The organism is Burkholderia sp. LMG 13014, assembly GCF_905232215.1.
GTDB lineage: Bacteria > Pseudomonadota > Gammaproteobacteria > Burkholderiales > Burkholderiaceae > Burkholderia.
The window spans coordinates 1-3,626 of sequence record NZ_CAJNKE010000586.1 but is presented as its reverse complement, the minus strand read 5'-3'; the positions used below and the strand labels follow the sequence as shown (position 1 = coordinate 3,626).

Below are 3,626 nucleotides of genomic sequence, written 5' to 3'. Positions count from 1 at the left end.
CTGTATGCGCGAACGGATGCATGGTTCACGACGGGCGTTTAAACTCGAGCACTTGTTCTTTTGCGTCGGCGATGACGCATCGTGGCAAGCCGGCGACCGTTTCCCGCACGCGATGCGCGGCGGGACCGGCCATCATGGCGAGCACGAGATTCTTTCGCCGTGCCGCGCGCGATCGACGCGCGGCACGGCTTCGACAGCTTTGCATGGAACCCGGTGCGAAGCATGGAGCCGGCACGCTCGTGCTCGAGCATCACGCCGGTCGACATGAGCGCTGACGCGCCAACCCGGGCCGACCTCACACACAGACAGGAGTCACACGATGAAGACGAAAGCAGCGATTGCATGGAAGGCGGGCGCGCCGCTGACGATCGAGGAAGTCGATCTGGAAGGGCCGCGCGCAGGCGAAGTGCTGATCGAGGTGAAGGCGACGGGCATCTGTCACACCGACTACTACACGCTGTCGGGCGCCGATCCGGAAGGGATCTTCCCGGCGATCCTCGGCCATGAAGGCGCGGGCGTCGTGGTCGACGTCGGCCCCGGCGTCGGCACCCTGCGCAAGGGCGACCACGTGATTCCGCTCTACACGCCCGAGTGCCGCGAGTGCAAGTTCTGCCTGTCGCGCAAGACCAACCTGTGCCAGAAGATCCGCGCGACCCAGGGCAAGGGCCTGATGCCCGATGCGACGTCGCGCTTCTCGCTCGACGGCAAGCCGCTGTTGCACTACATGGGCACGTCGACCTTCTCGAACTACATCGTCGTGCCGGAGATCGCGGTCGCGAAGGTGCGTGAGGACGCGCCGTTCGACAAGATCTGCTACATCGGCTGTGGCGTGACGACGGGCGTCGGTGCGGTCGTGTACTCGGCGAAGGTCGAGGCGGGCGCGAACGTCGTCGTGTTCGGCCTCGGCGGCATCGGCCTGAACGTGATCCAGGGCGCGAAGATGGTCGGCGCGGACAAGATCATCGGCGTTGACATCAACCCGAAGCGCGTCGAACTCGCGAAGAAGTTCGGGATGACGCACTTCATCAACCCGAACGAAGTCGAGAACGTGGTCGACCACATCGTTCAGCTGACCGATGGCGGCGCCGATTACTCGTTCGAATGCGTGGGCAACGTGAAGCTGATGCGCCAGGCGCTCGAGTGCACGCACAAGGGCTGGGGCCAGTCGTTCATCATCGGCGTCGCGGCAGCCGGCGAGGAAATCAGCACGCGTCCGTTCCAGCTCGTGACGGGTCGCGAGTGGAAGGGCTCGGCGTTCGGCGGCGCACGCGGCCGTACCGACGTGCCGAAGATCGTCGACTGGTACATGGAAGGCAAGATCAACATCGACGACCTGATCACGCACACGCTGCCGCTCGAGCGGATCAACGAAGGCTTCGACCTGATGAAGGCCGGCGAGTCGATCCGCTCGGTCGTGCTGTACTGACCGGGAGCGCACCGCGATGCTCGAACTCGTTTCCTCGCATGCGTGCCACGGCGGCGAGCAGCGTTTCTACCGTCACGATTCGGCGGCCATCGGCCTGCCGATGAAGTTCTCGGTGTACCTGCCGCCGCAGGCCGCGCACGGCCGCGTGCCGGCGCTGTTCTATCTCGCGGGGCTCACCTGCACTGACGAGACGTTCGCGATCAAGGCCGGCGCGCAGCAATACGCGGCGCAGCACGGCCTCGCGCTCGTGATGCCCGATACGAGCCCGCGCGGCGCGGGCGTGCCGGGCGAGACCGACGCGTGGGACTTCGGCGTCGGCGCGGGCTTCTATGTCGATGCGACCGAAGCGCCATGGTCCGCGCATTACCGGATGGAGTCGTACGTGACGGGCGAGCTGCGCGCGCTCGTCGCGGCCGAGCTGCCGATCGACGGTGCGCGGCTCGGGATCTTCGGCCACTCGATGGGCGGGCACGGCGCGCTGACGCTCGCGCTGCGCCATCCGGGCCTGTACCGGTCGGTGTCGGCGTTCGCGCCGATCGCCGCGCCGACGCGCTGCCCGTGGGGCGAGAAGGCGTTCTCGGGCTACCTCGGCGACGATCGTGAAGCATGGAAGGCACACGATGCGAGCGAACTCGTCGCGCGCGCCGATGCGCCGAAGTTCGCGGACGGCATCCTCGTCGATCAGGGCCTCGCCGATCAGTTCCTCGCGAACCAGCTCAACCCGGACGTGTTCGAAGCCGCGTGCGCGAAAGCCGGCCAGCCGCTGACGCTGCGTCGTCATGCAGGCTACGACCACGGGTATTACTTCATCTCGACGTTCATCGCCGATCACATCGCGCATCACGCGCGCGTGCTCGCACGGTGAGCGGGCAGGGAAGCAGGTAACGCACACACGGCGCGCCGCACGATCGCGGGCGCAAAAAAAAAACGCCGGCGCTGCCCTCGGGCACGCCGGCGTTTTCATTTCCGACAAGCGGCGATCAGTGGCGCCGCAACAGGCTCGCGCCGTACACGAGCGCCGACAGCGCGGTAATCCAGAAGCTCGTTGGCCAGTCGGTGTGATACGCGAGCACGATGCCGAGCCACGCTTCGAACAGCGCGAACAGCGCGGCGAGCAGCACGCCGGTCGACAGCCGCGTCGTCACGTTCTGCGCGGCGGCAGCCGGCCCGACCAGCAGCGTGAACACCAGCAGCACGCCGACGATCTGCGTCGCCGCGGCCACTGCGAGCGCGCACACCGCGAGGAACAGCATCGACACCGCGCGCAGCGACACGCCCTTGGCTTCGGCCAGTTCGGGCTGCAGCGACGCGAACAGCAGCGGCCGCGCGATCAGCGCGAGCGCGAGCAGGCTCACGGCACCGATGCCGGCGAGCACCGCGAGCGTATCGTGGCTGACCGCGAGCACGTTGCCGAACAGCAGCGCGGTGACCTGGGTCGCGAACGACGTGTAGAAATGCAGGAACAGCAGGCCGAAGCCGAGCGCGCCCGACAGGATCACGCCGATCGCGACGTCGCGGCCCGCGAGCTTCTCGCCGAGCGCGCCCATCCCGATGCCGGCCGCGAGCGTGAAGCCGACCATCCCCCAGATCGGCGAAATGCCGAGCAGCACCGCGCCCGTCGCGCCGGTGAAGCCGACGTGCGACAGCGCATGGCCGGCGAAGGTCTGCCCGCGCAGCACCAGGAAGTAGCCGACGATGCCCGCGAGCACCGCGACGATCCCCGACGCCGCGAAGGCGTTGATCATGAAGTCGTATTCAAACATCTTGCGAATGCCCGGGATGAGCGTGTCCGTGGTGGTGATGGCCGTGGCCGCCGCCACCGCCGTGCGAGTGGCCGTCGTCGTCCTCGTGTTCGTGGTCGTGCTTCTCGATCTCGACGTCGCCCGACATCACGAAGATCTTGCCGTTCACGCGCATCACGTCGATCGGCGAACCGTAGAGCCGCGACAGCACGGGCTTCGTGATCACCTCGTCGACGGTGCCGAGCGCCGCGACGCCGTTGCCGAGATACAGCACGCGGTCGAGCGCGTTCAGCAGCGGATTCAGTTCGTGCGCGGAGAACAGCACGGTGATGCCGAGCTCGCGCTGCACGTTGCGCACGAGTTCGACGACGCCGCGCTGGTGGTTCGGGTCGAGGCTGATCAGCGGCTCGTCGAGCAGCAGCAGCTTCGGGCTGCCGAGCAGGCACTGTGCGAGCAGC

3 protein-coding genes and 1 pseudogene are annotated in these 3,626 nt (G+C 67.3%); 2 read left to right on the top strand and 2 right to left on the bottom strand.

All coding sequences use genetic code 11. The features are described from left to right. Positions 1-319 precede the first annotated feature (319 nt). On the top strand, positions 320-1,426 hold the full coding sequence (locus JYJ84_RS31360; RefSeq protein WP_175223407.1) for an S-(hydroxymethyl)glutathione dehydrogenase/class III alcohol dehydrogenase: 1,107 nt from the start codon (positions 320-322) through the stop codon (positions 1,424-1,426). A gap of 16 nt (positions 1,427-1,442) precedes the next feature. Further along, entirely contained in the window at positions 1,443-2,291 is an 849-nt protein-coding gene (gene fghA / locus JYJ84_RS31355) for an S-formylglutathione hydrolase (RefSeq protein WP_175223408.1), read from the top strand. A gap of 115 nt (positions 2,292-2,406) precedes the next feature. Here the strand turns inward: fghA and JYJ84_RS31350 are convergent, their stop codons facing one another. Further along, complete coding sequence (locus JYJ84_RS31350; protein ID WP_060067580.1) at positions 2,407-3,189, bottom strand: metal ABC transporter permease; 783 nt, start codon at positions 3,187-3,189, stop codon at positions 2,407-2,409. Then, positions 3,182-3,626 (bottom strand): annotated as a pseudogene (locus JYJ84_RS31345) (ABC transporter ATP-binding protein); the annotation flags it as partial. The pseudogene JYJ84_RS31345 and the gene JYJ84_RS31350, both read right to left, overlap by 8 nt.

What these genes read in the sequence shown, in the direction of transcription:
- JYJ84_RS31360 (WP_175223407.1), top strand. Translation starts at nt 320, where the DNA reads ATGAAGACGAAAGCAGCGATTGCATGGAAGGCGGGCGCGCCGCTGACG.
- JYJ84_RS31350 (WP_060067580.1), bottom strand. Translation starts at nt 3,189, where the DNA reads ATGTTTGAATACGACTTCATGATCAACGCCTTCGCGGCGTCGGGGATC.
- fghA (WP_175223408.1), top strand. Translation starts at nt 1,443, where the DNA reads ATGCTCGAACTCGTTTCCTCGCATGCGTGCCACGGCGGCGAGCAGCGT.